The following is a 25,740-nucleotide window of genomic DNA, read 5'->3' as shown; positions in this document are numbered from 1 at the left end:
TACTCCATATCGACTAGTCCATGTGGACTATACCGGGATTTCTCCCGGCGCGCTAGCGTCTGCTCATGGGCCCCGACGCGCGCACCGTCTTCGACGACATCGCCGCGGAGTACATGATGCTCCCGGGCGTCGACATCGGTCCGATGTTCGGCAGCGAGGGCCTGCGCATCCGCGGAAAGGTCTTCGCCTTCCTGGGCTATCGGTCGGGACTGATCGCAAAGCTGCCCGAAGAGCGGGTCACCGCGCTCGAGCGGACCGGCAGAGCCGAACGCATGACCATGCGCGGCCGCGCGATGCGCGAGTGGGTCTTCGCGGGTCCGGACGCCCTCGACCTCTGGCCCGACATCGTCGCGGAGGGGTACGCGTTCGTCGACCGCATCACGCCGCGCTGAGCATCCCGCGCGCACCGCGCCGCCCCGCGATAATGGACGCGTGACCGACGCCTCCTCGAACTCCGAAGCGCCCTCCCCCGCCACCGACCTGCCCGGCTGGACCCACGTCTACTCCGGCAAGGTGCGCGACCTGTACCGGCCCGAGCCGGCGGCGGGCGCACGGGCCGACCGCATGCTGGTCGTCGCGAGCGACCGCGTGAGCGCGTTCGACCACGTCCTCAGCCCCGGCATCCCCGGCAAGGGCGAGCTGCTCACCACGCTCAGCCTGTGGTGGTTCGACCAGCTCGCGGGCGCGGACGGCGGCCGCCGCATCCCCAACCACCTCGCCGCCACGCATGCGCTCGCGCCCGCGTCGGACGACGCGGTCGACCTCGTCCCCGCCGCCGTCGCCGGACGGGCGATGGTGGTGCGCAGCCTCGACATGCTGCCGATCGAGTGCGTCGTGCGCGGCTACCTGACCGGCTCGGGCTGGAAGGAGTACGTCGCCGAGGGGACGGTCTGCGGCATCCCCCTGCCGGCGGGCCTGCAGGACGGCGACCGCCTCCCCGAGCCGCTGTTCACCCCGGCGTACAAGGCGCCGATGGGCGAGCACGACGAGAACATCTCGTTCGCCCGCACCGAGGAGCTCGTCGGCGCGGAGCGCGCGGCGCAGCTGCGCGACCTCTCGCTCGAGATCTACCGGCGCGCCGCCGCGACCGCCGAGGCGAAGGGCCTGATCCTCGCCGACACGAAGTTCGAGTTCGGCGTGGATGCCGACGGCGTGCTCACCCTGGCGGACGAGGTGCTCACGAGCGACTCGTCGCGGTACTGGGATGCCGCGGCCTGGGCGGCCGGTTCCACCCCCGCGGAGCGGATGGCGAGCTTCGACAAGCAGATCGTCCGCGACTGGCTCGCCGCCGCGTGGGACGGGCAGGGGACGCCCCCCGAGCTGCCCGCGGAGATCGTCGAGCGCACGGCGGACAAGTATCGCGAGCTGCTCGAGAAGCTCACCGGCTGACGGGGAAGCGCGCGGCACCGGTCGGTGCGTGAGCGGGCGGGATGCTCAGCCCCGGATCGCCTCCGCCGGGTTCGCGCGAGCCGCCGCGAGCGCGGGATACGTGGCGGAGACCACGCCGGTCACCGTGCCGAGCAGAAGCCCCACTGCCGGCAAGGTCGGGTCGAGGACCGGCACCCACCCCTGTATCGCGGCCGTCACGAGAAGGGTGAGGATCCCCACGGCTCCTCCGGCGATGCCCCCGGCCGCGCCGATCACAGCTCCCTCCAACGTGAACATGCGCCAGATCGCCGATCGACTCGACCCGATGGCACGGCGTAGGGCGATCTCGGGCGCTCGGCTGCGCACGGAGAGGTACATCGCCGTGGCGGCGCTCAATGACGCGAGCGCGAGCAGAACCACCGAGCTGACACCGATCAACGTCGCCAGATCCTCCCCCACGCCCGTGCGCAGCCGGCGCAGGTCGGCGACCGTGGACACGCGCACCGCGGCGGGGTTGCCGGGGTCGAGGCTGAGCGGGATGGCCTCCGCGACCGGTGCCGGCGAACCGACCCGAGTGCGCACGAGCAGTTGCGGTGCGCCGTGGTGCACGGTGTCGTAGAGAGCCGCCGACGCGATGACCCCGCCGGCCACCCCGCTGTCGCGCCCCGGTGCGCTGACGACGCCCACGATGTCCACGGCGACGTCGTCGATCCAGATCCGTTGCGTCGAACCGGAACCGACCACGCCGAGCCGTGCGGCGGCGTCCGCTCCGAGGATCGCCACCGGCCCCGCCCAGTCGTTGTCGAGAAGCGCAGCGGCGTGGGCGGGAGACACCTCGATGCCCTGAGCGTCCAGGTAAGCGGCATCCGCGATGACGACGTTCCCGGTGAACCGGTCCTGACCCAGCCGAGGGCTCTGCGCCAGGGCCGTGACGGTGGCGTCCCCCGAGGTGATCGCCGCGGAGAACCCCGCTTCCTCCACGCCGTCGAGCAGACGGATCCGGCTCAGGTCTCGATCGATGTCCTCCAGCGTGGATCCCGTCGGCTCCACGGTGATCTCATCGAGACCGGCGGTGGTGATGCGCTGGGAGACCTGGGCCGCGGCGCTCTGACTGATGCCGAGGGAGGCGACCAACCCCGCCGTGCCGAGGAGGAACGCGAGGAGCAGGAGCAGCGCGCGCACCGGCGCGTTGGCGTGGTGAGACACGGCTTCGAGCGTCTCGTCCACCACCGTGCGCACTCCGCGGCGCAACCTACCGGCCCGCGCTTCGGGGGGCGGCCCGTCCGGACCCGCGTCGGGGCGGAGGCGGAACGGGTCGTCGGCGACCGGCTCCGCGTCCGTGAGACGCCCATCGGACAGCCGGAATCGTCGGCCCGCCTGCGCGGCGACGCGCTCGTCATGGGTGATCATCACGATGGTCGTCCCCGCCTCGTTCAACGAACGGAGGTAGTCGAGCAGACGCCGGGAGTTCGCGGAATCGAGCGCGCCCGTCGGCTCGTCCGCGAGGATCAGACGGGGTGACGTCGCGATCGCACGAGCGATGGCGACCCGCTGACGCTCACCTCCTGAGAGGTTGCGACCGAGCGCCCCGGCGCGCGAGAGCAGGCCGAGACGCTCCAGCGCCAGCGCGACCTCCACACGTCGTCGCGCCAACGACACCGACTGCACCCGCAGACCCAGCGCCGCATTCTCGGCGGCGGTGGCATCTCCCATGATGTGCGACGCCTGGAAGACGAACCCGATCGCCCGCGAGCGCAGCGCGTCGCGCTGTCGTTCGCTGAGCGAGCGCACATCCACACCGTCGACCACGTACTCGCCGGCATCGGGCTCGTCCAGGAGGCCCAGCACATTCAGCAACGTGGACTTCCCGGCTCCGGACGGGCCGACGATGGCGACGAACTCGCCCTCGTAGACGTCGAAGCTCACGTCGCGCAACGCCTGCACGGTATCGCCGGAACCGCCGGAACCGCCGAAGGAGCGTCCGACTCCCCGCAGCCTCAGCAGGGGAGCGCGACCCGGCGCGCCCGATCCGCTCATTCCGGCATCCCCAGCCGCATGCCGACGCGAAGCCGATCGTTCGGAGCCACCGCGACCCATCCGCCGGCTTGTGCCGTCACCTCGACCGCGATCCGGCCCTCCGCCGCGGCGGCCGCGCTCTCCTCAAGGCCCTCCTCGGCCTCGGCGGCACGCTCGCCGGCGCTGCGGAACTCCCGCACGAACGTGCCCTCATCGTCGGTCTGGACGGCCACCAGCGGGACCGCGAGACCGGTCGGCTCCGGCGCACGCGAGCGCACGGTGAGCGGTTGCCCGGCGTCCGCGACCAGCGACGGCGGCAACGCGACGGAGATCTGCTTGCCCCCGGCCCCGGAGACCGCATCCGTGCTGAACTCGCCGATGGCGAGCACCGTGGACGAGACGGGGGCGCCGCCGCCGGCAGACACCATCACCTCCTGGCCGACGGTGAGCCGGTCGGCTTCGAGCAGCGTCGCCCGGGCGACGAGCGTCGGGGGCGCGGTCTGCACCGTCATCAGCGGCGTCTCGCCGTCGAGAACGGTACCCACCTCGGCCGCCCGCACGAGGGTGCCGTGATCGACGGGAATCCGGGCGAACTCCCGCCAGCGAATCGTCTTCCCCTCCGTATCCGGAGACAGCTGGTAGCCGCTCGCCGTGTACAGGCGACGCATCGCGTCGATCGTCCCCTCGTCGAGGACGCCGGTGACCGTGACGCCGCGGTAGTCGAGATCGGCCAGCATCACCTGCAAGGCGCGCACGTCGGCCCCCTCGGCGCCGACCTGCAGATCACGGTAGAGCGGAGTGGCCGCCGGCACGGTGATGACGGGCCGACCGGAGACCTCGGCGACGACGGTCCCGTAGTCGATGAGATCGCCCGGCAGGACGCGCATCGCGCTGACGACGCTCCGCTCGGCGCCCAGAAGGTACTCGGGGCCCCGGACGATGTCGTAGCTGGCACCGGCGACGACACCGGCCGACAGTTGGAGCTCGGCGGCGACGACCCGCTCTTCGACGAACAACGTCGGCTCGACGCGCGTCGTCGCGTTGTCGACCGCCTCTCTCTCCGGCGCCACCAGCATGGCTCCGGCGACGAACGACGCGGCCAGCATGACGATCACCACCGCCACGAAGGCGATGATCCGTCCGGGGTGCTGCACGCGGCGGAGCCGGACGATCGCTCCCGTCGCGGAGCCTCTCGTCTCGGAGGCGTCGTCACCGGTGGGCTCGGATGAATCGGTGGGTACCATCGTCGTCGCTTTCCTGGGAGCCGGACGGCTCGACCGTAACCGACCGCACGCGGCGGCGTCGGCGTGCCCCGCGCGGTCGCGAGCATCGCGCCACGGCGCGGACGACCCGAGATGACGCGGACTTCCGGCGTTGCCCGCGGATCGTGCCGTGGGCCGGGGCCGCCGAATCCGCGCGCCTTTTTCATCCGACCGAGTGAAATCTCGCGACGGATTTCGCTCGCGGACCCGCTCCGATCCGCGCGATCACGCGGCGGGCGCGGGAGAGGCCGTCGACGCGCCGGAACCCCGCCACCCGCATTGGCGCTAGCTTGCCGCCAGCGAGCCGATGCCACGCTCGCCCGTCGCCGACAGGCACGACACAAAAAGGGGAGATCGACCATGAAGAAAGCACGTCTCGGATTCGCCATCGCGGCCGCCGTCGCCGGCGTCGTCGCATTCGCTTCGCCCGCGCAGGCCTCCATCGTCATCTACGACGACATCATGTACGGAGGGGGATCGCGCGACCTCGGCAACGGCCTGCAGGTGGCACTCGGAGCTGGAACGACCGCGCGAGCGCCGTCAAGATCAGCGGAACGACCGCGAAGCTGTATGAGCACGAGAACTACGGCGGCGCCTCCACGCCGACGTGGAGCTCGAACAAGTCCAACCTCGTCGACCACCACTTCAACGACCTCACCAGCAGCGTCTACTGACGCCGTACGGCACCACACCGCGAAGAGATTGGTCGGCGATCGATGACATCCCGCTCGGCATCCGTGATCCTGCTCGCGATCGTGGGGATGGCCGCACTGAGCGGCTGCTCCCCCACCAGCCCGCAGACGGAGGACGACTGGGGAGAGGTCTCGATCGCCGACTATTCGCACGTCACGGCGCGTCTGAACTATGAGACCGGCACCGTGGAGATGCCGTTGGACGCCGTGCGAGCCGTCACCCCCGAAGTGGCCAACAAGAGTCGCCGCGCGATCTGGGCCGTCACGGACGCGTGCATGGCCGAGCACGGGCACCCGCGGGTGAGCGCGGACGTCTCCTGGCCCGCCATCGCCCCCGACGAGGATCGTCTCTACGGGCGCTGGAGCACGGCGCTCGCGAGTCGATTCGGTGCGGTGCCGTCACCGGACACGCTCGAAGGGTTCCGCATCGACACCGTGGCGCGCGGCGTCGCCTACAACTCGCAGCTCACCCCGTGCTGGGACGGGATGCAGGAAGTGCTCGCGCCGGAGCTCACGTTCATCGAGAGCTCGACCAACGTCGACTATCAGGTCTACCGCCAGGCGGCGCGCGCGACGCTGGACTCCCCCGAGGGCAAGGCCGCCCTCCAGAAGCGCACCACGTGCATGGAGAACGAGGGCGTCGTGGTCGATCCCGAGACATCCATGCCGAGCTCCGACTACGGCACGGGAGAGCGGGCCGACGAGACGATGGTGCGAGTCGCCGTGGTCGCCGCCCAATGCAGCGAGCAGACCGGAGCCATCCAAGAGCTGTACGACCTCACTGCGCGCTATCAAGCCGCGTACATCGACCAGCGCGAGGCGCAGTTCGTCGCCCTCGAGGAGCACGCGACAGCGGTCGAGGCGCGACTGGACGAGGTGCTTCGCGATCCGGATGCCGCGTGGGCTTCGCGGCCCGCGGGCTGACGCACGATTTCTCGCCGACCGACTTTCACGGCGCGCGTGCGCGGCTCACAGCCGGCTCCCAGGTAGCCTGACCTCGGCATCCCGCCACCCCGACGACCACCGGATCTCGACGACCGAGGAGCACGCGCATGCCCATCTGGACCCCGCACGGAGACGGCCGCACCGTCGAGCCCGGTGCCGTCGTCAAGCCGCACGAGCGGCTCGGATGGCCGGCCACGATCGCCATCGGCGCCCAGCACGTGGTCGCGATGTTCGGCGCCACGTTCCTCGTGCCGCTGCTGACGGGCTTCCCCGTGTCGACGACGCTGCTGTTCTCCGGCCTCGGCACCCTGCTGTTCCTGCTGCTGACGGGCAACCGTCTGCCGAGCTACCTCGGCAGCTCGTTCGCGTTCATCGCGCCGATCCTCGCGCTCGGCCCCGGCGACGGCAAGGCCCTGCAGACCGGTGAGCAGATCAGCCAGGCGCTGCTGGGCGTGTTCGTCGCGGGTGTGCTGCTGGCCGGCATCGGCTTCCTCGTGCAGGCGACCGGCACCGGCTGGATCGAGCGGCTCATGCCGCCCGTGGTCTCGGGCGCGATCGTCGCCCTGATCGGGTTGAACCTGGCGCCGGTGGCGTGGACCAACTTCCAGCAGGACGCACTGCTCGGCGCGATCACGCTGGCCGCCTGCATCCTGTTCGCGGTGTTCTTCCGCGGGTTCCTCGGGCGCATCTCGATCTTCCTCGGCGTCGTCGTCGGCTACATCGTCGCCGCCCTCCTCGGCCGGGTGGACTGGTCCGGGGTGGCGGATGCCGCCTGGATCGGCCTCCCCCAGTTCCACCTGCCGGCCTTCGGCGACGCGCACGCCTGGGCGATGCTCCCGATGTTCCTGCCGGTGATCCTCGTGCTCATCGCCGAGAACGTCGGCCACGTCCGCGGTGTCGCGACGATGACCGGCGACCCCTCGATCAACAAGCGCACCGGGCGTGCGCTCATCGCCGACGGCCTCGCGACCACGATCGCCGGTCTCGGCGGCGGCTCGGGCACCACGACCTACGGCGAGAACATCGGCGTCATGGCCGCGACCCGCGTGTACTCGACCGCGGCCTACTGGGTCGCCGGCATCGTCGCGATCCTGCTCGCGTTCTCCCCCAAGGTGGGCGCGGTCATCTTCGCCATGCCGGCGGGCGTGCTCGGCGGTGTGACGACCGCCCTCTACGGGCTGATCGGCGTCATCGGGATCAAGATCTGGGTCGACAACCAGGTGGACTTCTCCCGCCCGGTCAACCAGTACACCGTGGCCGTCGCGTTCGTCATCGCGATCGCCGGGTTCACGATGAACCTCGGCACGCTGAGCTTCGGCGCCATCGTGCTCGGCACCGTCGCCGCCCTCGTGATCTACCACCTCGGCAACGCCATCGCGCGGGCGCGCAAGACCGGCGCCGACGACGGCGGCCCGATCGTGCCCATCGGCCCGCTGGGCGGCGATCCCGAGAACGTGGGCTGAGCCCGCGGCATCCGCCGCCGGATCAGGCGGAGGCGCGGACGACGAGCTCGGTGGGCAGGATGGTGACGTGCGGCGGGGTGCCGCCGGCGAGGATCGACAGCAGGACGTCGGCCATCTTCTCGCCCTGCTCGTGCGAGGGCTGGCGCATCGTGGTGAGCAGCGGGTTGACCGTGCGCGCGACGGGCGAGTCGTCGAAGCCGATGATCGCGATGTCCTCGGGCACGCGCACGCCCGCCCGCCCCAGCGCGGCGAGGGCGCCGCGCGCCATGAGGTCGCTCGCGACGAACAGGGCGTCGAACGGCACGCCGGAGTCCAGGATGCGCTGCATCGCGGCCGCCCCGCCGTCGGCGGTGAAGTTGCCGTCCTCGACGGCGGCCGCCTCCAGCCCCGCGTCCGACAGCGCCTCCTGGTAGCCCACGAGACGGTCGATGCCGGCCGGCATGGTGACCGGCCCCGCGATCGTGGCGATCCGGCGGAATCCGCGTCCGATCAGGTACGCGGTGGCCTCGCGGCCGCCCGCGACGTTGTCGACGTCGACGTAGAAGTCGCGATCGCGCTCGCGCACCGGGCGACCGCCGTACACGACCGGCACGACGTGCGCGATGCGGTCGATGAACGTGTCGCTGGTGTGGTGCGACACGACGATCGCGCCGTCGACGGCACCGCTGCGCACATACGCCGAGGTCTTGTCGCCCGGATCGTCACTCGCGATGATCAGGTTCAGCACGTACTCCGAGCGGCTGAGCCGGGCGTTGATGCCCGAGACGATCGAGGCGAAGAACGGGTCGCCGAAGAACCGCGTGGTGTCCTCCGGGACGACGAGGGCGATCGCCATCGTCGCGCGGCTGGCGAGCGAGCGCGCGGCCCGGTTGGGCACGTAGTTGAGCTCGGCGATGGCGCGCGTGACCGCCTCCAGCGCCGCCGGGCTCACGGCCGTGGAGCCGTTGACGACGCGGGAGACGGTCGACCGGGACACCCCCGCGGCGGCGGCGACCTCTTCGATGGTCGGTGCGACTCGCGGCGTGTCGATGGTCACGGCTACCTCTGAAGGCTGGAGATCTGAGTGGGGGTGATCTGGACGGCGGGTCGGGGCAGCGGCACCGCCGCGTCCTCGATCGCGCGAGCGTCGATGACCCGACGATACTCCAGCGCGCTGTCCTTCGCGGTGCGCACCTGGGTCGCGTAATCGACGTGCACGATGCCGAAGCGCTTGGCGTATCCCCAGGCCCACTCGAAGTTGTCCAGGAGCGACCAGTAGAAGTAGCCGCGCACGTCCACGCCGGCATCCGCCGCGTCGAGGATCGCCTCCAGATGACCGAGCAGGAAGCGGGTGCGCTCGACGTCGTGCACGCGCGCGACGCCGTCCTCCACGACGAGCTCGTCGTCGTACGACGCGCCGTTCTCGGTGACGTACAGGGCGGTGCCCGCGGGCGCGGCGTACTCGTCCCCCACGCGCTGCAGGAGGCGGGTGAGCCCCTCGGGCTGCACCTCCCAGTGCATGTTGGTGCGCGGCAGGCCGCGGTCGTGCCAGTAGATCCCCTCGTGCGACGGGAAGGGGGATGCCGCCGGGCGGTCGGTGGGCGCGTCGCCGGGAAGCGGCGGCTCGGGGTCGGGGGATCCTCCGACGAACTCGCCGTGGTAGTAGTTCACGCCCAGCGCGTCCAGCGGCTGGGAGATCGTGGCGAGGTCGCCCGGCCGGTTCGCCTGCACGAGGGCCTCGATCGCCTCCGGAGCGACCGCGCGGATGTCCTCGACCACGTCGGCCGGGTACTCCCCCCGGAAGATCGGGTCGAGGAACCAGCGGTTGAACTGGCCGTCGATGCGCCGGGCGGCGTCCGCGTCCGCGGCATCCGCAGGGTCGACCGCGTCGGCCACCGTGAGGTTGAGCGTGATGCCCAGGCTCAGGTCGGCGTCGCGCTCGCGCAGCTCGCGGACGACGGCGCCGTGGCCGAGCAGGAGGTGGTGCGCGGCGAGCACGCCGTCGGTCACGCTGTAGCGCCCCGGCGCGTGGATGCCGGCGGTGTAACTGAGGAAGGACGAGCACCACGGCTCGTTGAGGGTCGTCCAGTTCTGCACCCGGTCGCCGAGGGCGTCGTGCACGCTCAGGGCGTACTCGACGAACTGCTCGCTCGTGGAGCGCACGGTCCAGCCGCCCTGCTCCTCGATGGCCTGCGGCATGTCCCAGTGGTACAGGGTGAGCCACGGCAGGATGTCCGCCGCCCGCAGCTCGTCCACGAGACGCTCGTAGAAGTCGAGCCCCTTGCGGTTGATCGGTCCGCCGTCGGGGCGCACCCGCGACCACGAGACCGAGAAGCGGTAGGTGTCGAGCCCGAGGTCCTTCATGAGGGCCACGTCGTCGCGGAAGCGGTGATAGTGGTCGCACGCGACGTCGCCGTTGTCGGCGGCGATGACCGCTCCGGGCACCCGGCTGAACGCGTCCCAGATGGAGGCCGTGCGGCCGTCCTCGAAGGCCGCACCCTCGATCTGGTAGGCGGCGGTGGCCGCGCCGAAGAGGAAGCCCTTCGGGAACGGGCGCGAGAACTCTGTCATGAATCGACCTTTCTGAAGCGGTCCGGGCCTCAGCCCTTGACCGCGCCTTGCATGATGCCGCTGACCAACTGTTTGCCGGCGAAGACGAACAGGATCAGCAGAGGGATGGTCGCCAGGAGCACCCCCGCCAGCACGATCGAGTAGTCGATGAAGTAGTTGGACTGCAGCAACGATAGAGCCACCGGAAGCGTGGGGTTCTGCCGATCGAGCACGATGAACGGCCAGAAGAAGTTGTTCCACGCCGACACGAAGGTGAACAGGGCCAGCATCGCCGCCGCGGGACGCGCGGCGGGAAGGCCCACGGTCAGGAACGTGCGGAACGAGCTCGCCCCGTCGACCCGAGCCGCTTCGATGAGCTCGTCGGGCACGGCCTGGCGGAGATACTGCGTCATCCAGAACACGCCGAAGGCGCTCACCAGCGCGGGCACGATGATCGCGCCGAGCTGGCCGGTCCAGCCGAGGTCGCTGAAGAGGATGTACAGCGGCACGACGCCGAGCTGCGTGGGAACGGCCATCGTCGCGATGACGAACACCAGCAGCCAGCTGGAGCCCTTGAACTTCAGCTTCGCGAACGCCCACCCGGCCAGGGTGGAGAAGAACACGACCGAGATCGCGATCAGGCCGGAGCTGATGATCGAGTTCCACAGGGCCACCCAGAAGTTGACCGCCGGGTCGTTGACGACCTTCGCCGCGTTCGCGAGGAAGTTCCCGCCCGGGATCCACGACATGTTGGGGTCGCGGATCGTGTACGAGTCGCCCGAGCCGATCAGCAGCGACCAGTAGAACGGGAAGAGGCTGCCGACGAGCACGGCGGCGAGGCAGGCGTAGACGATCCAGCCCGGGCGGGTGCCCTTGACGTGGCGCGGGCGGCGCGTCCTCGCACCCTTCTTCGGGGCGGGCAGCGCGTCGTCGACGACGGGGACGGCCTGTTCGTTGAGGACGCTCATCGCGTCACCTCCGCTGATTCGTTCGTGCGACGGGGTTCGGATGCCGCGGCGCGGTCGGCCGCGACCGCCGCGCGGGCGGCCCGCGCCGCGGCGCGCATCTGGGCGCGGGTGAGGCTGTTGCGACTGCCCTCGTCACGCACGAGGTTGCGGGTGATGAAGAGGTTGATGATGCCGATCACCAGGATGATGAGGAAGAGGATCCACGCCAGCGCCGCTGCGCGGCCCAGGTTCCACTGCCCCCACCCGATGTCGTACAGCCAGAGCGAGATCGTCAGCCACTGGTTGTTCGCACCGCCGGTGCCCGTCTGGTCGTACATGCGCGGCTCGTCGAAGATCTGCAGGCCGCCGATGGTGGACGTGATGATGACGAAGATCAGCGTGGGCCGGAGGCTGGGCAGGGTGATCGCGAAGAACTGACGCACCTTGCCGGCGCCGTCGACGGTCGCGGCCTCGTAGTAGTCGCGCGGGATGGCCTGCATCGCCGCGAGGAGGATGAGGGTGTTGTACCCGGTCCACCGGAAGTTCACCATCGTGGCGATGGCGATGTGGCTCGCGAAGGTGTCGGAGTGCCACATGACCGGGGGCAGGCCGATGCTGCTGAGCCAGGTGTTGATGATGCCGTACTGGTCGCCGAACATGTTGGAGAAGACCAGGGCGACGGCGACGGGCGCCATCACGTACGGGACGAGCACGCCCATGCGCCAGAAGGTCTTGGCGCGGATGTTCTGGTCCAGCAGCGCTGCGATGACCACGGCGGCGATGAGCTGCGGCACGGACGAGAGCAGGAAGATGCTGAAGGTGTTGCGCAGCGCCGCCCAGAACTTCGGGTCGGAGATCACCGTGGCGTACTGGTCGAACCCGACGAAGGTTCCCGAGTTGCGCACGAGGTCCCAGTCCATGAAGGAGATCACCGCGGTGTACCCGATCGGGAAGAGCCCGACGACGAGGAACAGGATGAAGAACGGGGAGATGTAGAGGTAGGGCGAGAGCTTGAGATCCCACGAGCTCAGCCGGCTGCCGAAGCCGATGCGCTTCGGGGCGCGGGAGGTGGTGGTGGTCACGGCATGTCCTTCGGGAGTCGATGGGCACCGGTCGTTGAGCGAGCGAGGCGAGTCGGAACGCCCGAGCGGGCGGGCGTTCCGACTCGGATGCCGACGGCATCCTCGCTCAACGACCGGTGAAGGGGATTACTTGATGGCGGCGACTTCCGTCTGCCACTGGGCCCACGAGGCCGCCTTGTCCTGCGTTCCCTCTTCGACGCGGGTCAGAGCCTTCTGCATCGCGTCGTTGATCTGGAAGTAGAACTGTCCCTTGAAGGGCGAGACCGTCACCGCGTTGGCACGGTCGGTGAGGATCTGGCCGACCGGAGCGTTGTTGAAGAACTCGTTCTTCGAGCTCAGCAGGGTGTCGGACTTCATCGCGTCGACCTGGCTCGGGAACGTGCCGGCCGCCTCGAACGCCTTGAGCTGCGTGTCGGGGCTGGTGAGCCAGTCGGCGAGCTGCTGCGCGGCCGCGACGTTCTTGCCGTTGGCGGGAACGGTCAGGTACGAGCCGCCCCAGTTGCCGCCGCCGCCGGGGAAGACGTTGGCGATGTCCCAGCCCTTGACGTCCTTGGCGTTGCCGGAGATGACGCCGAGCATCCAGCCCGGGCAGAGCATCGTGGCGAACGAGCCGTTGGACAGGCCCGCCATCCAGTCGTCGGACCACTGGCTGAGGTGCGCGGACTGCGTCGCGGAGGCGTCGAGCACCTGGTTGTAAATGGTCTCGACCTTCGGGTCGATGTCGATCTTGCCGTCCGAGGGGTTCTCGTACGCGGCCTCGATCTGGTTGACCATGCCCTGGTACGTGCCGCCGGCGGAGTCGAAGAACGCCTTGCCGGTCGCGGCGGTGTACTTCGCGCCGGTGTCGAAGTAGGTCTTCCAGTCGCCGGTCAGCAGCTTCGCGACCTCCTCGCGGTCGGTCGGCAGGCCGGCGGCGGCGAACAGGTCGGAGCGGTAGCAGACGCCCTCCGGCCCGATGTCGGTGCCGTAGCCGATGAGGTTGCCCTGCGCGTCGGTGGCGGCCTTGACCTTCCAGTCGAGCCAGCGGCTCTTCAGGTCGGTGGGGACCGGCGCGAGCAGGTCGGAGTACTTCATGACCTCGGGCAGCCAGTCGACCTCGATGGCCTCGATGTCGGCCAGGCCGGTCTTGCCGAGCTTCTGGAAGTAGTTGGCGCGTGCGTCGTTGCTCGTCGCTGCCTTGTTGTGGACGATCGTGACGTTCGGGTGCTCCTTCGTGTACTCGGCGAACAGGGCGTCCGAGTATCCGAAGTCGTTGAAGGTCGCCACGGTCAGCGTGACCTTCTCGTTGGGATCGGCCGTCGCCGCCGTGCCGCTGCCGCCGGCACAGCCGGCGAGCACGAGGGCGGAGGTGGTCAGGGCGCCGGCCACGAGGCCGATGCGCCGCAGTGCGCGTGTGTTCACGTGTCACTCCTTTGTGGATGTGTTGCAGGTGCGTGTTCGCGTTCCCGCCCTCCCGCGCCATCGCATCGATGTGGGAATGGGAGCGCTCTCACCGGACAGCGACGACGTTATGGGATCGCTCCCAGGAACACAAGGGAGCGCTCCCATGAGTGCATCACGGTTGTGTAACGGCAGCCGTGACAATCCGGCCGCGGCCGCCCTCCCGGTCGGCTCCGCGAAGGCCGCGCGCGCCCGTAGACTGGTGCCGACCCCTCCCTCGATCCGCGGTGCGCCGGCCCACCGGCATCCGCGATCGCGGGGCGACCGGAAGCCGCGGCCGTGCGCGGCCCACAGGAGGACCGAATGCCCACCATCGTCGTCGACGTCATGCCCAAGGCCGAGCTGCTGGACCCGCAGGGCAAGGCCGTGGCCGGCGCCCTGGACCGCCTCGGCGTCGAGGGCTTCTCGTCCGTCCGGATCGGCAAGCGCTTCGAGCTGACCGTCGACGTCGCCGACGAGAAGACCCTGGAGACCGTGCGCACCCTCGCCGCCGACATCCTGTCGAACGCGGTGATCGAGGACGTCGTGGGCATCGAGGTCGTCGAGTGACCGCCCGCATCGGGGTCATCACCTTCCCGGGCTCGCTCGACGACGGCGACGCGCACCGCGCGATCCGCCTCGCCGGCGCCGAGCCCGTCGCCCTGTGGCACGGCTCGCACGACCTCGAGGGCGTCGACGCCCTCGTGCTCCCGGGCGGCTTCAGCTACGGCGACTACCTGCGCGCGGGCGCGATCGCCGCACTCGCGCCGATCATGTCCGAGGTGAAGGATGCCGCGGCGCAGGGCATGCCCGTCCTCGGCATCTGCAACGGCTTCCAGATGCTCGTCGAGGCGCACCTGCTGCCCGGCGGGCTCATCCGCAACGCCCACCAGCAGTTCATCCGTCGCGACCAGCGCCTGCGCGTCGAGAACGCGACGACCGCCTGGACCTCGCAGTTCGAGGCCGGCCAGGAGATCACGATCCCGCTGAAGAACGCCGACGGCGGGTACATCTGCTCCACCGAGACGCTCGAGCGGATCGAGGGCGAGGGGCTCGTCGCCTTCCGCTACCTCGGCGTGAACCCCAACGGCTCGCTCGACGACATCGCCGGTCTCACCAACGCGCGCGGCAACGTGGTGGGGCTCATGCCGCACCCCGAGCATGCGGTGGAGCCCGGCTTCGGCCCCGACACCCCCGAGGCCATGCGCTCCGGTGTGGACGGTCTGGCCTTCTTCACGTCGGCGATCGCCGCCGTGGTGGGCGCCGCCGCGTAAATCCGCGACGCGGGCGCCCCTGCGGTCGCGCCCCTCGCCGGGTCGTAGCCTGGCCGAAACATGGCGGCGATATCGTCGCGGCATGACGGCACTCGCGACCTCCTACACGGCCTCCCTGCCCGGCTGGCTCATCGCCGACCTGGACGCCCTGCCGACGGCTCTGCCCTCGGCCGAGGAGCAGATGCGCCTGGTGAACGAGCTCGCCGACCGCAACTGGCGCGCGGGCAACGGCGGCCCCTTCGCCGCGATCGTGGTCGACGAGTCGACGGGCGCGCTGGTGTCCGTCGGCGTCAACGTCGTGCTCGAATCCGGCGTCACCTCGGCCCACGCCGAGGTCATGGCGCTCGCGCTCGCCCAGCGCGCCCTCGGACGGTGGGACCTCGGCGCGGGCGGCGCCCGCCTGACGCTCGTGGTCAACTGGCGCCCGTGCGTGCAGTGCTACGGGGCCACGATGTGGAGCGGTGTGCGCTCTCTCGTCGTCGCGGGCGAGGGCGACCTCCTGGAGGAGCTCACCGGCTTCGACGAGGGCCCGATGGTCGACGACTGGGCCGCGCAGTTCGAGCGGCGCGGCATCCGGGTGCGCACCGGCGTCGGCTACGACGACGCCGTCGCCGTCTACCGGGCCTACGGCGCGAGCGACGCGGTGGTCTACAACGCCCGCGGCGCCGTCGAGGTCTGACCCGCGCGCCGTCAGCGCGGCAGGCTCACACCACGTTCGGCCGCGTACTCCTGGACCGCGGCGACGAACGCGGCGCGGCGCGCCGGGGTCAGCCAGGACGCCTCGAAGGAGTTGATCGCCAGCTGGGCGAGGTCGGCCTCGGTGAGCCCCGCCTGCTGCGCGAGCGCGACGTAGTTCTCCGCGACGTACGCGCCGAAGTAGGCCGGGTCGTCGGAGTTGATCGTCACGCGCACGCCCTCGCGCAGCAGCGTCACGATCTCGTCGGCCTTCATCTGGGCGGTCACGAACGAGTTCGACACGGGACAGCACGTGAAGCCGAGGCCGCGCTCCTTCGCGAGCGCGATGAGCTCGGGGTCCTCGACGATGTTGGTGCCGTGGTCGATGCGGTCGACGCGGATGTCGCGGAGCACCTCGCGGATGTTGTCGATCGAGCCGACCTGGTCGATGTCGCAGTGCATCGTCAGGAAGAAGCCCTCGGCCTTCGCCCTCGCGAAGACGGCGGCGAACTTCGACGGCGGGTTGTCGCGCTCGTCGGAGTCGAGCCCGACGCCCACGATCCACTGCTTGTAGGGGAGCGCCTCCATGAGGGTCGCCATGGCGAACTCGGCGGAGAAGTCGCGCAGGAAGCAGAGGATCAGCTCGGCGGAGATGCCCAGCTCGTCCTGAGCCCGCACGGCGGCGCGGCGGTAGCCGCCGATGACGTCGGAGAAGGGCACGCCGCGGCTGGTATGCGCCTGCGGGTCGAAGAACATCTCGGCGTGGACGACGCCCTGCTCCTTCGCGCGCAGCAGGTAGGCCCAGGCCAGGTCGTGGAAGTCGTCCGCCGTCTGCAGCACCTCCATCGCCGGGTAGTAGACGGCGAGGAAGCTCGTCAGGTCGGTGAAGTCGTAGGTGGCGCGCACCTCGGCGACGCTCGTCTCGGCGAGGCGGATGCCGTTGCGTTCGGCGAGCGCGAACTTCAGCTCGGGCTCGAGCGTGCCTTCGAGGTGGAGGTGGAGCTCTGCTTTGGGCAGGCCGAAGGCGAACTCGGCGAGGTCGGACATCGTGGACCTTTCGGGGCGGGGGATCAGGCGCGGTCGGACATGCCCATGCGGGCGAGGAGGACCGCCTCCAGGATATGGACGAGGTTGTACAGCAGCAGCGCCGCGACGGTGATCACCGCGACCGACGACCACAGAGCGGAGAACTGCGCGGCGGCGATGTAGCCGCCGAACGCGCCGCCGATGCCGCCGCCGACGGCGAGCCACTCGGCCAGCAGCGCCCCGGTGATGGCACCGGGCACCGAGATGCGCACCGCCGCGAGCAGCGAGGGCAGCGCACTGGGCAGCGCGACCTTGCGCAGCGTCGTCCACGACGATCCGCCGTAGACCTCGACGAGGTCGTTCATGTGCGCCGGCGCGGACTTCAGGCCGAAGGCGATCGTGACGAGGGCGGGAAAGAGCACGACGATGCCGCCGAGCACCGCGATCGTCGCGAAGTCGCGGGCGAAGATCAAGATGATGACGGGAGCCATCGCGATCAGCGGCACCGATCGCAGCAGCATCGCGAGCGGCATCAGGGCGTGCTCGACACCCGCGCTCAGCTGGAACAGCGCGGCGACCAGGATCGCCACGAGCAGCCCGGCGACGAAGCCGATCGCGGCGTGGCCGAGCGACACCCACAGCTGGCCGAAGACGGTGGCGCGGTTGGCCTCCGCGGCGGGAACGGTGAAGAGGTAGTTCCACACGTCGAGCGGTCCCTTGCCGACGTACGGGCTCACCCGGAACGCCCACAGCGCACCGGCCCACAGCACGAGCACGGTCACGACCGTCAGCACGAGGGTGAGCACGCTCGACCCCAACGCGCGCAATACGGCCGTGCCGCTCATCGGCGGGCTCCCTTCGCCCAGGGCGCCACGAGGCGGGCCACGACGCCGAGCAGCGCGTAGCCGACCAGGGCGACGGCGCCGGAGACGAGGGCGAGCGCCCAGACCCGTGGGGCGTCGAGCGCCTGCTGCGCGGCGATCATCGCCGGCCCCACACCGAGCTCCACCTTGCCGAAGAACTCGCCGAGCACGGCACCGAGGAAGGCCGCCGGCACGGCGATCTGCAAAGCGTTGAGCACGGACGGCAGCGCCGCGATCAGCCGGATCTTCCGCAGCTGCGTCAGCCGCGATCCGCCGTAGACGGCGACCACGTCGAGGCTGGCCCGGTCGGCGGCCTTGAGGCCGAGCAGCGCGCCGACGACGGTCGTGAAGAAGACCGCGAGGGCGGCGAGGAAGGATGCCGTCCCCGACGGCTCGCCCGGCTTGGGCACCGGGATGATGACCACGAGCAGCATGCCGATCGCGACGATCGGGATGCAGTAGGTGATGATCGCGAGCTGCATCACCACGCCCTCCAGGCGCGGCACCACGAGCACGAGGGCGGAGAGCAGCAGCGCGAGGCCGTTGCCCCACAGATACCCGGTTCCCGCCTCACTGATCGTGACGGAGAAGTTGCGGGCGAAGTACGACCATCCGCTGTCCACGATCTCGGCGACGACCTGCGGCGGGGTGGGGATGGCCTGGACCCCGCCCGGGCCGACGCGCGCGAACACGGTGGCGGCGAGCACCCACCACAGCAGGATGATCCCGACGCCGCCCAGCACGCCCGTGAGCCAGGCCGGGAGGCGGACGGCGCGGCGGGTGAGGCCGCGCGTCATCGCCTGGTCAGTGGTCATCGGCCGCGGCGCCTCCCGCGCCGAACAGCAGCTCGGATGCCCGGTCGACGTAGGCGTGGAACTCCGGCGTGCGCATCATCTCGGGCAGCCGCGGACGCGGCAGGTCGATCTCCATGACCTCCTTGACGCGACCCGGACGCGGGCTCATCACCGCCACCTGATCGGAGAGGAAGATCGCCTCGGAGATGCCGTGCGTCACCATGAGGGTGGTCGCCGGCTTCTCGGTCCAGATGCGCAGGAGCTCGAGGTTCAGCTTCTGCCGCGTCATGTCGTCGAGGGCGCCGAAGGGCTCGTCGAACAGCAGCACCGACGGCTTCATGATGAGCGAGCGCGCGATCGACACGCGCTGACGCATGCCGCCCGACAGCTGCGCCGGCTTCGCCTTCTCGAAGCCCTTGAGCCCGACCAGCTCGATCATCTCGCGCACGTAGTCGCGGTCGACGGGACGGCCCGCCACCTCGAACGGGAGCTGGATGTTGGACTGCGCGCTGCGCCAGGGCAGCAGCGCCGAGTCCTGGAACGCGATGCCCAGCTCCCCCGCCTTGCGCAGCTCCTTCGGGCTCTTGCCGTCGACGCGCGTCGTTCCGCTCGTGGGCTCCTCCAGCCCCGCGAGGATGCGCAGGATCGTGGACTTGCCGCAACCGGACGGCCCGAGCAGCGACAGGAACGATCCCTGATCGGTGTGCAGATCGGCATCCTGCAGCGCCACCACCTGCGTGCGACCGACCGTGAAGGTCTTGTTGAGTGCGGTGATCTGCAGACCGGTGCCCGGGCTCATCGCCTGGGCACCGGTCCGGGTGGCCGTGTCGGTCACGAAAGCTCCGTCGTCCCCGGCCTCAGCCCGCGTACGCGACGAGGCTCGGGTCCTCGGCGTAGACCTCAGAGAGGAGGCTGAGGTCGAACAGGTCGGATGCCTTGAGCGTGATGCCGGCGCCGGCGAGGCTCTCGATCGTCATGCTCTGGAGCTTGTCGGAGATGGTGAACAGGCCGTTGGCAACGGTCTCGTCCGAGACGACGAGCTCGTTCTGCGCCTTCGATCCGGCGAGCGTCTTGGCGGGGTCGAGCCCGAGGTCGGCGCCGTACGTCGACATGGCCAGGTCGGCACCCTCCTGCGGGTCGGCGAGCGCATCCTTCCAGCCGCGGATCTCGGCCTTGAGGAACGCCTTGAGCATCTCGCGCTTGTTGGCGATGGTGTCGTCCGTCGCCGCGACGGTCTCCGCGACGAAGGGGAGGCCGTTCTCGGCGAACGGGAGGTTGGTGGTCGCGATGCCCTTCATCTCCAGCGTGATCGCCTCGTTCGTGAGGTACGCGACGAAGCCGTCGACCTCGCCGTTGACCAGCGGTGCCGGGTCGTACTGGACCGGGACGATCGTCAGCTCGGAGGGGTCGATGCCGTTCGCGCTCAGCAGCGCCTTGAACAGCGACGCGTTGGAGTCCTGCACGCCGATCTTCTTGCCCTTCAGGTCGGCGGGGGTCGAGATGTTGCCGCCGCTCTTGAGCGAGAGGATCGTGAAGGGGTTCTTCTGGAACGTCGCGCCGATGATCTTGACCGGCGCCCCCTCGTTCGCGACGGCCGCGCCGACCGACACCGAGTCGCTGAGGGCGACCGTGGCCGTGCCGCTGGCGAGCTCCGCCACACCGGTGGACGGACCGGGGACGAGGTTCACCGAGGAGAACCCGGCCTCCTTGTAGTACCCCTTGCTGTCGGCGATGTACTCGCCGGCGAACTCCTCGTTCTTGATCCAGCTCAGCTGCACCGTCAGGTCGCCGTAGTCGGCCGCGGCCGACGCGGACGGGTCGGACGACGACGCCGACGAGGAGGAGCAGCCGACGAGGGCGGCGACGGCGAGGGCGGTGCCCGCAAGGGCGGCGGCGGCGCGGCGAGCGCGTCGCGAGGAAAGGATGCTCATGTGCTGTGATCTCCGTGTTCTTGACGGTTCTCTTCGGGGCGAGGACCTCGTGCGCCACCGGCGCGACTGCAAGCGACGCTAGGAGATGCACGTTTCGCGGACATCGGGGGTCTGTTTCGGGGCGGTTACGCCTCCGTCGGACGACGGTCGACATCGCGCCCGTGCCAGAGGTCGGCGCACTCCACCGCCTCCGCGCCGTGCGCGCGCAGGTAGCCGCCGGCGCCGCGGTCGGCACGCAGCGACGCCCCCAGCGGGCCCCAGTGGTCACGGCCGATGAGCACGGGATGCCCGGGAGCGCCGGCGTAGCGCGCCCGGCGGAGACTGCTCGGCCCGGCATCCCGCATCACCCGACGGCAGGCGGATGCCGGGAGCTCCGGGACGTCGACCGGCACCAGCAGCGCGGCCGCGGCGGCGGTCCCGGCGGCCGCGTCGAGGCCGGCCCGGACGGAGGCCGACAGCCCCTCGCGCCACCGCGGGGCGCGGACGACGACGGCCTCGCGGGGCACGTGGACGGCGGCGTCGTCGGCCGCGGCGCCCAGCACGACGAGCACCGGGTCGCACCCGGCGGCCCGGAGCGTCCGCACCGCGCGGGCCAGCCACGGCTCGCCCGCGGCGTCGCGCGCGAGCGCCTTCGGCCCGCCGAAGCGGGTGCCCGCACCCGCCGCGAGCACGATGGCGCAGACGGTCACAGACGCGCCATCGGAGCCCGCGGCACCGCGCAGATCACCGCGCGCGGCGCTGCGGGCCGCTCGCGCGTCGGCGGCGCCGGGGCGGTGCCGCCGTGGATCGCACCGGCGAGGGTCGACAGCGCAGCTCCCGATCCGCCGTGACGGTCGGCGACGATCTCGGCCAGGATCGACAGCGCCGTCTCGTCGGCCGAGACGGCGCCGAGGTCGAGGCCGATCGGAGAGCGCAGGCGCGCGAGATCGCGGTCGCCGACACCGGCCTCGCGCAGCCGCCGCATCCGGTCGTGGTGCGTGCGCCGGCTGCCCATCGCGCCGACGTAGTCGGCACCGGAGGCGAGCGCGACGCGCAGCGCGGGAACGTCGAGGCGCGGGTCGTGGCTGAGCACGCAGATCGCGGTCGGGCCTTCGAGACTCTGCGTCGCGAGGTAGCGGTCGGGCCAGTCGACCACGACCTCGGCTCCCGGGAAGCGGTCGACGCTCGCGAAGACCTCCCGCGGGTCGACGACCACGACGCGGTGGCCGAGGGCGGCGCCCAGCCGGGCGAGCGCGACGGCGAACTCGACGGCGCCGACCACGATGAGCCGTGGCCGCGCGCCGACCTCGACGACGACCGCGTCGGCATCCGTACCGGCATCGCCGTCATCGTCACCGGCCTCGATGACGAATCCCGCGCCGGTGAGCGGCCCCGACGTGACGAGACGGAACCGGGTCGGGATGCCGCGGGCATCCCGTTCGGCCAGCAGCGCCAGCTGCGCCGCCGCCGCACCGGCCGGCGGAACCGGGCGCACGAGGACGTCCACCGCCCCGCCGCAGGTCAGGCCGATCGCGAGGCCCTCGCCGTCGCTGTAGCCGAAGGTCTCGACCGAGGCGTCACCGGTCGCGATCGCCTCCAGAGCGCGCTCGTAGACGGCGCCCTCGACGCAGCCCCCGGACACGTTGCCGAACACCCCGGCCGCCGAGACGATCATGCTCGAGCCGACCGGACGCGGCGCGCTGCCCGACGTGCCGACGACCGTGGCGATCGCGAACGCTCGCCCCTCGCGCACCCATCGGGCCGCCGGGGACAGGATCTCGCGCATGGCCGCCACGCTAACCACCGCTCGTTGCGGGCCTGTTGCGGGCGCGTGAAACACGGGCGAAACGGCGCTCTGTTTCACTCGATCACCATCGGGCCCGCGCAGGCGAACGCGCCGCGCACCCATCGAACGAGTAACGGAGCAGCACCATGGACATCACCACCGTCCGCGCGTTCCGCCTCGCGCACACCCGCGACGACCTCGTGCTCGCGCCCGGAGAGGTCGTCATCGCGGGCGGCACGTGGCTGATGAGCGAGCCGCAGCCGGCGGTGACCGGCTTCGTCGATCTGACCGGGATGGACTGGCCCGACATCGAGGTCGCCGCGGACGGCCTGCGCATCGGAGCCACCTGCACGATCGCGCGTCTCGTGGCCTTCGCCGCGGAGGCGCCGATCGAATGGACCGCCGCATCCCTGATCCCGGATGCCGCGAATGCCCTCCTCGCCTCGTTCAAGATCTGGAACACCGCCACCGTCGGCGGGAACGTCTGCCGGGCCTTCGCCGCCGGCGCGATGGTGTCGCTGTGCGTCGCCCTCGACGGTGTCGCCGAGATCTTGAGCGGGGCGGGCGATCGCGAGCTGCCGGTCGCGGAGCTGGTCACCGGCAACGGGACGACGGCGCTCGCTCCCGGTGAGGTGCTGCGCAGCATCCGCCTGCCGGCCGCCGCGCTGCGCTCGCGCGCCGCGCTGCGCAAGATCGCCCTCGCCGAGCACGGGCGCTCGGGTGCCGTCGTCACGGGCCGCGTCGACCCCGACGGCACGAGCGTCTTCACCGTCACGGCGGCCACGTGGCGCCCGACCGTGCTGCGCTTCCCCGCCGTGCCGGATGCCGCGGTCCTCGCCGCGGCGGTCCACGGCGCCGCGGGCTACTACACCGACCCCCTCGGGTCGGCGGACTGGCGCCGCGGTGTCAGCGCCGTGCTCGCCGAGGAGATCCGGAGGGAGCTGACATGAGGTGGACCGTCGACGGCGCCGAGAGGGATGCCGACCCCCGCCCCGGCCAGTGCCTGCGCACGCTGCTGCGCGAGACGGGGCACACGCAGGTCAAGAAGGGCTGCGACGCCGGCGACTGCGGCGCCTGCACGGTGCTGCTGGACGGCGAGCCGGTGCACTCCTGCCTCATCCCCGCGGTCCGGGTCGAGGGACGCGCCGTCACGACGGCGGCGGGGCTCGCACCCGGCGACGAGCTGCACCCCGTGCAGGAGGCGCTCGCCTCCGGTTTCGGCTTCCAGTGCGGGTTCTGCACGCCGGGCATGAGCGTGACGGCCTCCACCCTGTGCGCGTCCGATCTCGACGACCTCGACCGACGCATGAAGGGCAATCTCTGCCGCTGCACCGGCTACCGTCCGATCCGCGAGGCGATCATGACGGCCGTCCGCGAGACCGGACCGTCGCGCCGCGAGCGGGTCGTCGCTCCGCCGGAGGCGCCGGTCGTGGGGCGCTCGGTTCCGCCGGAGGCCGGGCCGCGACTGACGCAGGGACGCGAGCCCTTCACCTTCGACCTCGAGCCCGGCCATCCGGCGACCGACGCGCTGGTGCTGCGGCTGGTCACGAGCCCGCACGCCCACGCGCGGATCACCGGGATCGACGTCTCCGCGGCTCGCGCCGTTCCGGGCGTCGTGGCCGTCCTGACGCACCGGGACGTGCCCGACGTGCGCTACTCCACGGGTCGGCACGAGCACCGCACCGACGACCCCGACGACACGCGCATGCTCGACGACGTCGTCCGCCACATCGGCCAGCGGGTCGCCGCGGTGGTCGCCGAGACCGCCGAGGCCGCCGACGAGGCGTGCCGGCTCGTCCGCGTCGACTACGCGCCGCTGCCCGCCGTGTTCGATCCCGACGAGGCGCGACGACCCGGCGCCCCGCTGCTGCACCCCGAGCGCACGCCCGACGACCGCGTCGACGAGGCGGGACGCAACGTCATCGCGAGCGTGCACTCCGGCCCCGACGTCACCGCGGCCCTCCGCGCGAGCGCCGTGACCGTCAGCGGCACCTGGCAGACCTCGCGCGTGAGCCACGCGCAGCTCGAGACCCACGGGTCGATCGGCTGGATCGATGACGAGGGTCGCCTCGTCATCCGCTCCTCCACGCAGGTGCCGTTCCTCACGCGCGACGAGCTCGCCCGCATCCTCGGGCTCGACCGCGACCGCGTCCGGGTGCACGCCGCGCGCCTGGGCGGGGGCTTCGGCGGCAAGCAGGAGCTGTTCACCGAAGACCTCGTCGCCCTCGCGGTGCTGCGCACGGGCCGGCCGGTCGCGTTCGAGTTCACGCGCGCGGACGAGTTCCAACGCGCCGCCGTGCGGCATCCGATGCGAGTGAGCGTCACGCTGGGCGCCGACGACGAGGGCCGGCTCACAGCCATGGCGATCGACGTGCTGAGCGACACGGGCGCCTACGGCAACCATTCCCGCGGCGTGATGTTCCACTCGCTCGCCGAGTCTACGACGATCTACCGGGTGCCGCTCAAGCGACTGGACGCCGAGGTCGTCTACACGAACAACGTCCCCTCCGGCGCCTTCCGCGGCTACGGGCTCGGGCAGATCGTGCTCGGCGTGGAGTCGGCCATGGACATGCTGTCCGAGCGGCTCGGTATCGACCCGTTCGAGCTGCGGCGCCGCAATGCGGTGACACCGGAGGACGATCCGGAGCACGACGACCTCGTCTGGGGCAGCTATGGGTTCGACCAGTGCCTCGACCTCGCCGAGTCGGCGCTGCGGCGCGGCAACGGGGCCGAGGCGCCCGCGGGCTGGCTCGTCGGCGAGGGCGTCGCCGCCGCGATGATCGCCACGATGGCGCCTTTCGGCCACATCGCGCACACGAGCGCGACGCTGCGCGCCGACGGCACCTACCTGGTGCGCGCCGGGACGGCGGAGTTCGGCAACGGCACGACGACCGTGCTCCGCCAGATCGCCGCGACCGACCTCGCCGCCGACCCCGCCCGGATCGCCCTGTGGCACGCCGACACCGACGCGGTCGCGCACGACACCGGCGCATTCGCGTCCGCCGGCATCACCGTCGCCGGCAAGGCGCTGCACGCCGCGTGCCTCGCCCTGGCGGCGCGACTGCGCGACGACGCGGCGGCACTGACCGGCACGGATGCCACCCACGCCCGACTCATGCCCGACGGCGTATACACACCCGCACGAGTGGTGTCTTTCGCCGAGCTGACGGCGGACGGCGAGATCTCGGCCGACGGCAGCGAGGCCGGCGAGCAGCGCTCGCTCGCCTTCAACGTGCACGCCGTGCGCGTCGCGGTCGATCCGCGGACGGGCGTCGTCCGCATCCTCCAGTCGATCCAGTCGGCGGATGCCGGATTCGTGATGAACCCCGCGCAGTGCCGCGGCCAGATCGAGGGCGGCGTCGCACAGGGGATCGGCAGCGCGCTCTACGAGGAAGTCATGGTCGACGAGGGCAAGGTCGTCACCCCGGTCTTCCGGCTCTACCGCGTGCCCCAGTTCGGCGACGTACCCGAGACCGAGGTCTACTTCGCCGACACCGCCGACGAGCTCGGACCCTTCGGGGCGAAGTCGATGAGCGAGTCGCCGTACAACCCGGTCGCGCCCGCGATCGGCAACGCGATCGCCCGCGCGCTCGGCGCCCGCCCGTACGTCCAGCCGTTCCGCCGCGACCGCGTCTGGCGCCTGGCGTCGCCGCACCGCGACTCCTGACCCGGTCGGGGTGGGGCTGGGT

At 71.1% G+C, this 25,740-nt stretch carries 23 protein-coding genes; 9 read left to right on the top strand and 14 right to left on the bottom strand.

Going from position 1 to position 25,740, the window contains the following annotated elements:
- Positions 1 to 65 precede the first annotated feature (65 nt).
- Both AC1Q49_RS03620 and AC1Q49_RS03615 read left to right on the top strand, forming a co-directional pair.
- A complete protein-coding gene (locus AC1Q49_RS03620; RefSeq protein ID WP_492490974.1) occupies positions 66 to 392 on the top strand; it encodes a hypothetical protein in 327 nt (108 codons plus the stop codon).
- A 40-nt stretch (positions 393 to 432) separates the two neighbouring features.
- Positions 433 to 1,389, top strand: a complete 957-nt coding sequence (locus tag AC1Q49_RS03615) for a phosphoribosylaminoimidazolesuccinocarboxamide synthase (RefSeq protein ID WP_492490973.1) — start codon at positions 433 to 435, stop codon at positions 1,387 to 1,389.
- A gap of 45 nt (positions 1,390 to 1,434) precedes the next feature.
- On the opposite strand, the gene AC1Q49_RS03610 is transcribed toward AC1Q49_RS03615, so the two are convergent.
- Together AC1Q49_RS03610 and AC1Q49_RS03605 are read right to left on the bottom strand one after the other, a co-directional pair.
- The gene (locus AC1Q49_RS03610; protein WP_060960757.1) at positions 1,435 to 3,405 is read right to left on the bottom strand and encodes an ABC transporter ATP-binding protein/permease; all 1,971 of its coding nucleotides are present in this window, start codon (positions 3,403 to 3,405) and stop codon (positions 1,435 to 1,437) included.
- Positions 3,402 to 4,628 carry a peptidoglycan-binding domain-containing protein gene (locus AC1Q49_RS03605; protein ID WP_205281999.1) on the bottom strand — a complete coding sequence of 409 codons (1,227 nt, stop codon included), beginning with the start codon at positions 4,626 to 4,628 and terminating at the stop codon, positions 3,402 to 3,404. The genes AC1Q49_RS03610 and AC1Q49_RS03605 overlap by 4 nt, the downstream gene beginning before the upstream one ends.
- A gap of 734 nt (positions 4,629 to 5,362) precedes the next feature.
- On the opposite strand from AC1Q49_RS03605, the gene AC1Q49_RS03600 reads away from it, so the two are divergent.
- Positions 5,363 to 6,262 carry a hypothetical protein gene (locus AC1Q49_RS03600; RefSeq protein WP_061782416.1) on the top strand — a complete coding sequence of 300 codons (900 nt, stop codon included), beginning with the start codon at positions 5,363 to 5,365 and terminating at the stop codon, positions 6,260 to 6,262.
- A 128-nt stretch (positions 6,263 to 6,390) separates the two neighbouring features.
- The gene (locus AC1Q49_RS03595; RefSeq protein ID WP_492490972.1) at positions 6,391 to 7,746 is read left to right on the top strand and encodes a uracil-xanthine permease family protein; all 1,356 of its coding nucleotides are present in this window, start codon (positions 6,391 to 6,393) and stop codon (positions 7,744 to 7,746) included.
- Positions 7,747 to 7,768: 22 nt separating this feature from the next.
- Here AC1Q49_RS03595 and AC1Q49_RS03590 read toward each other — a convergent pair whose 3' ends face one another.
- The 5 genes from AC1Q49_RS03590 to AC1Q49_RS03570 all read right to left on the bottom strand — a co-directional run bounded on the left by AC1Q49_RS03590 (position 7,769) and on the right by AC1Q49_RS03570 (position 13,705).
- Positions 7,769 to 8,782: a LacI family DNA-binding transcriptional regulator gene (locus AC1Q49_RS03590; RefSeq protein WP_492490971.1), complete on the bottom strand. Its 1,014-nt coding sequence runs from the start codon at positions 8,780 to 8,782 to the stop codon at positions 7,769 to 7,771.
- Positions 8,783 to 8,784: 2 nt separating this feature from the next.
- Positions 8,785 to 10,296 carry a GH1 family beta-glucosidase gene (locus AC1Q49_RS03585; protein WP_492490970.1) on the bottom strand — a complete coding sequence of 504 codons (1,512 nt, stop codon included), beginning with the start codon at positions 10,294 to 10,296 and terminating at the stop codon, positions 8,785 to 8,787.
- A gap of 29 nt (positions 10,297 to 10,325) precedes the next feature.
- Positions 10,326 to 11,243 carry a carbohydrate ABC transporter permease gene (locus tag AC1Q49_RS03580; protein ID WP_060960764.1) on the bottom strand — a complete coding sequence of 306 codons (918 nt, stop codon included), beginning with the start codon at positions 11,241 to 11,243 and terminating at the stop codon, positions 10,326 to 10,328.
- Positions 11,240 to 12,304 carry a carbohydrate ABC transporter permease gene (locus AC1Q49_RS03575; protein WP_061782418.1) on the bottom strand — a complete coding sequence of 355 codons (1,065 nt, stop codon included), beginning with the start codon at positions 12,302 to 12,304 and terminating at the stop codon, positions 11,240 to 11,242. Before AC1Q49_RS03575 ends, AC1Q49_RS03580 begins: the two co-directional genes overlap by 4 nt.
- Before the next feature lie 126 nt (positions 12,305 to 12,430).
- Positions 12,431 to 13,705 (bottom strand): ABC transporter substrate-binding protein, encoded by a 1,275-nt coding sequence (locus AC1Q49_RS03570; protein ID WP_060960765.1) that lies wholly within the window; start codon positions 13,703 to 13,705, stop codon positions 12,431 to 12,433.
- A 342-nt stretch (positions 13,706 to 14,047) separates the two neighbouring features.
- Between AC1Q49_RS03570 and purS the strand changes: the two genes are divergently transcribed.
- The 3 genes from purS to AC1Q49_RS03555 all read left to right on the top strand — a co-directional run bounded on the left by purS (position 14,048) and on the right by AC1Q49_RS03555 (position 15,676).
- A complete protein-coding gene (gene purS, locus AC1Q49_RS03565; RefSeq protein WP_060960766.1) occupies positions 14,048 to 14,293 on the top strand; it encodes a phosphoribosylformylglycinamidine synthase subunit PurS in 246 nt (81 codons plus the stop codon).
- On the top strand, positions 14,290 to 14,997 hold the full coding sequence (purQ, locus tag AC1Q49_RS03560) for a phosphoribosylformylglycinamidine synthase subunit PurQ (RefSeq protein ID WP_492490968.1): 708 nt from the start codon (positions 14,290 to 14,292) through the stop codon (positions 14,995 to 14,997). The genes purS and purQ overlap by 4 nt, the downstream gene beginning before the upstream one ends.
- An 82-nt stretch (positions 14,998 to 15,079) precedes the next feature.
- The gene (locus tag AC1Q49_RS03555; RefSeq protein ID WP_240191153.1) at positions 15,080 to 15,676 is read left to right on the top strand and encodes a nucleoside deaminase; all 597 of its coding nucleotides are present in this window, start codon (positions 15,080 to 15,082) and stop codon (positions 15,674 to 15,676) included.
- An 11-nt stretch (positions 15,677 to 15,687) separates the two neighbouring features.
- On the opposite strand, the gene add is transcribed toward AC1Q49_RS03555, so the two are convergent.
- The 7 genes from add to AC1Q49_RS03520 all read right to left on the bottom strand — a co-directional run bounded on the left by add (position 15,688) and on the right by AC1Q49_RS03520 (position 22,051).
- Complete coding sequence (add, locus tag AC1Q49_RS03550) at positions 15,688 to 16,719, bottom strand: adenosine deaminase (RefSeq protein ID WP_492490966.1); 1,032 nt, start codon at positions 16,717 to 16,719, stop codon at positions 15,688 to 15,690.
- 23 nt (positions 16,720 to 16,742) lie between these two features.
- On the bottom strand, positions 16,743 to 17,543 hold the full coding sequence (locus tag AC1Q49_RS03545; RefSeq protein ID WP_492490965.1) for an ABC transporter permease: 801 nt from the start codon (positions 17,541 to 17,543) through the stop codon (positions 16,743 to 16,745).
- Positions 17,540 to 18,376, bottom strand: coding sequence for an ABC transporter permease (locus AC1Q49_RS03540; RefSeq protein ID WP_492490964.1), 837 nt, complete (start codon positions 18,374 to 18,376; stop codon positions 17,540 to 17,542). Before AC1Q49_RS03540 ends, AC1Q49_RS03545 begins: the two co-directional genes overlap by 4 nt.
- On the bottom strand, positions 18,366 to 19,154 hold the full coding sequence (locus AC1Q49_RS03535; protein WP_492491054.1) for an ABC transporter ATP-binding protein: 789 nt from the start codon (positions 19,152 to 19,154) through the stop codon (positions 18,366 to 18,368). Before AC1Q49_RS03535 ends, AC1Q49_RS03540 begins: the two co-directional genes overlap by 11 nt.
- A 58-nt stretch (positions 19,155 to 19,212) precedes the next feature.
- Entirely contained in the window at positions 19,213 to 20,286 is a 1,074-nt protein-coding gene (locus AC1Q49_RS03530; protein WP_101305302.1) for an ABC transporter substrate-binding protein, read from the bottom strand.
- 125 nt (positions 20,287 to 20,411) lie between these two features.
- A complete protein-coding gene (locus AC1Q49_RS03525; RefSeq protein ID WP_492490962.1) occupies positions 20,412 to 20,975 on the bottom strand; it encodes a nucleotidyltransferase family protein in 564 nt (187 codons plus the stop codon).
- Positions 20,972 to 22,051, bottom strand: a complete 1,080-nt coding sequence (locus tag AC1Q49_RS03520; protein WP_492490961.1) for an XdhC family protein — start codon at positions 22,049 to 22,051, stop codon at positions 20,972 to 20,974. Before AC1Q49_RS03520 ends, AC1Q49_RS03525 begins: the two co-directional genes overlap by 4 nt.
- Positions 22,052 to 22,197: 146 nt before the next feature.
- Here AC1Q49_RS03520 and AC1Q49_RS03515 point away from each other — a divergent pair, with 146 nt between their 5' ends.
- Positions 22,198 to 23,001, top strand: a complete 804-nt coding sequence (locus AC1Q49_RS03515; RefSeq protein ID WP_492490960.1) for an FAD binding domain-containing protein — start codon at positions 22,198 to 22,200, stop codon at positions 22,999 to 23,001.
- Positions 22,998 to 25,718: a molybdopterin-dependent oxidoreductase gene (locus tag AC1Q49_RS03510; RefSeq protein ID WP_492490958.1), complete on the top strand. Its 2,721-nt coding sequence runs from the start codon at positions 22,998 to 23,000 to the stop codon at positions 25,716 to 25,718. Before AC1Q49_RS03515 ends, AC1Q49_RS03510 begins: the two co-directional genes overlap by 4 nt.
- Positions 25,719 to 25,740 lie beyond the last annotated feature (22 nt).

The sequence above is a fragment of the Microbacterium sp. MPR-TSA4 genome, assembly GCF_058792815.1.
The sequence above is the reverse complement of the archived record's forward strand: the minus strand, read 5'-3'. Positions and strand labels throughout refer to the sequence as shown.

Coding starts and splice junctions, on each gene's coding strand:
- add (WP_492490966.1), bottom strand. CDS start 16,719: ATGTCCGACCTCGCCGAGTTCGCCTTCGGCCTGCCCAAAGCAGAGCTC.
- AC1Q49_RS03520 (WP_492490961.1), bottom strand. CDS start 22,051: ATGCGCGAGATCCTGTCCCCGGCGGCCCGATGGGTGCGCGAGGGGCGA.
- AC1Q49_RS03540 (WP_492490964.1), bottom strand. CDS start 18,376: ATGACCACTGACCAGGCGATGACGCGCGGCCTCACCCGCCGCGCCGTC.
- AC1Q49_RS03515 (WP_492490960.1), top strand. CDS start 22,198: ATGGACATCACCACCGTCCGCGCGTTCCGCCTCGCGCACACCCGCGAC.
- AC1Q49_RS03545 (WP_492490965.1), bottom strand. CDS start 17,543: ATGAGCGGCACGGCCGTATTGCGCGCGTTGGGGTCGAGCGTGCTCACC.
- AC1Q49_RS03595 (WP_492490972.1), top strand. CDS start 6,391: ATGCCCATCTGGACCCCGCACGGAGACGGCCGCACCGTCGAGCCCGGT.
- AC1Q49_RS03535 (WP_492491054.1), bottom strand. CDS start 19,154: ATGAGCCCGGGCACCGGTCTGCAGATCACCGCACTCAACAAGACCTTC.
- AC1Q49_RS03580 (WP_060960764.1), bottom strand. CDS start 11,243: ATGAGCGTCCTCAACGAACAGGCCGTCCCCGTCGTCGACGACGCGCTG.
- purS (WP_060960766.1), top strand. CDS start 14,048: ATGCCCACCATCGTCGTCGACGTCATGCCCAAGGCCGAGCTGCTGGAC.
- AC1Q49_RS03610 (WP_060960757.1), bottom strand. CDS start 3,405: ATGAGCGGATCGGGCGCGCCGGGTCGCGCTCCCCTGCTGAGGCTGCGG.
- AC1Q49_RS03530 (WP_101305302.1), bottom strand. CDS start 20,286: ATGAGCATCCTTTCCTCGCGACGCGCTCGCCGCGCCGCCGCCGCCCTT.
- AC1Q49_RS03555 (WP_240191153.1), top strand. CDS start 15,080: ATGACGGCACTCGCGACCTCCTACACGGCCTCCCTGCCCGGCTGGCTC.
- AC1Q49_RS03605 (WP_205281999.1), bottom strand. CDS start 4,628: ATGGTACCCACCGATTCATCCGAGCCCACCGGTGACGACGCCTCCGAG.
- AC1Q49_RS03620 (WP_492490974.1), top strand. CDS start 66: ATGGGCCCCGACGCGCGCACCGTCTTCGACGACATCGCCGCGGAGTAC.
- AC1Q49_RS03510 (WP_492490958.1), top strand. CDS start 22,998: ATGAGGTGGACCGTCGACGGCGCCGAGAGGGATGCCGACCCCCGCCCC.
- AC1Q49_RS03600 (WP_061782416.1), top strand. CDS start 5,363: ATGACATCCCGCTCGGCATCCGTGATCCTGCTCGCGATCGTGGGGATG.
- AC1Q49_RS03585 (WP_492490970.1), bottom strand. CDS start 10,296: ATGACAGAGTTCTCGCGCCCGTTCCCGAAGGGCTTCCTCTTCGGCGCG.